The organism is Deinococcus fonticola (genome assembly GCF_004634215.1).
In the GTDB taxonomy this organism is placed as follows: domain Bacteria; phylum Deinococcota; class Deinococci; order Deinococcales; family Deinococcaceae; genus Deinococcus; species Deinococcus fonticola.
In genome coordinates this window covers 1-1322 of the sequence record NZ_SMMH01000092.1, presented here as the reverse complement: position 1 = coordinate 1322, position 1322 = coordinate 1, and the positions used below count along the sequence as shown (strand labels likewise).

1 protein-coding gene is annotated in these 1322 nt (G+C 57.7%); it reads left to right on the top strand.

The window, feature by feature from the left end; genetic code table 11:
- Positions 1 to 72 precede the first annotated feature (72 nt).
- Positions 73 to 1305, top strand: a complete 1233-nt coding sequence (locus E5Z01_RS19160) for a transposase (protein WP_162865373.1) — start codon at positions 73 to 75, stop codon at positions 1303 to 1305.
- Positions 1306 to 1322: the final 17 nt, after the last annotated feature.

Genomic DNA, 1322 nt, shown 5'->3' with positions numbered 1-1322 from the left:
CAATGGTTCGTGCAGTTTTGAGGTCACAAAGAAAGACCCACCGAAAATGGGGCTGTGAACACACCGCTTCCAATGGGTCTAATGGCTATCCTACAGTACGTTCTCAGCGCGGTCCCGCTGCGCAAGACGCAGCGGAATTTTCTGACCGTGCTGCTTAGCGTATTTCTCGCTGTTCCTGGACGGCTGAACGTCCTGAACCTCTCCCGATATGCGGCCTGCTCAGAGAGTACGATCCGTCGTTGGCTGCACCGAAGTGACCCCGGGGCCATTCCCTGGGGCGCAGTACACCGGGCGACTGTGAGCACGGCGATTGAGAGTGGGCTGATCAGCCCACTGTGCGTTCTGGCCATCGACGCCTCTTTTCACCGCAAATCTGGTCAGCACACCGCACACCTCGGCTCGTTCTGGAATGGCTGTGCCGCACGGACCGAACGTGGGATCGAGCAATCCTGCTGTGCCCTGATTGACGTCCAGCACCGACAGGCATTTACGGTCGATGTCCGTCAGACCCGGACCGGGTCTGAGGCCCCGAGTCGTCTGGAACAGGCCGCTGACCAGCTGGATGACGTGTTGCTTGATCTCCAGACTGTTCCACGGCTTGATCTGGCCGCTGTGGTTGCGGATGGGAACTATGCGAAAGAATCCATGGTGGAGACCGTGACCGGTCACGGTCTCCCATTCATCTCCAGATTTCCTCGCAACGCCAACCTCAAGTATCTCTATACCGGCGAGCATCCCAGACGACGCGGACGGCCAAAAAAGTTCGACGGCAAGGTGGATTTCAGCGACTTGCAGCGCTTTGACCTCGTTTCTGAAACGTCGACCGAGCGGGTGTGGACTCAGGTGGTCTGGAGCGTGCAGTGGGCGCGAGAAGTGCGTGCAGTCGTCATCCAGCAGGTCGGTAAAAAGGGTCAAGTGACGGGTTACGCGGTGCTGTTCAGCACCGCTGTGACGATGCCCGCTCATGAGGTCATTGCGCTGTACCGGAGCCGTTTCGAGATTGAACTGATCTTCCGGGATGCCAAGCAGTTCCTGGGAAGCCAGGATGTGCAATTGCGGTCACAGCCAGGCATTGAGGCGCATTGGAACGTGGTCTTGCTGACCCTGAACCTCTGTCGCCTTGAGGCCCTGCGAGCAGCAGAGGGCGGACAGAATCTGGTGTTCAGTCTCGAAGACATGAAACGCAGGGCGTATAACGCCCTGCTGGCCCAAGTGATTTTGTCCAAGTTGGATCTCTCGGCCCGCTTTGAAGAATTAGAACATCTGCCGTCCAGTCCGCTAAATTTCGGCCTCAAAGCCGCCTAAAACTGCACGAACCATTG

Bases quoted from the DNA above. Each gene is read 5' to 3' on its own strand.
- E5Z01_RS19160 (WP_162865373.1), top strand. From the start codon at position 73: ATGGGTCTAATGGCTATCCTACAGTACGTTCTCAGCGCGGTCCCGCTG.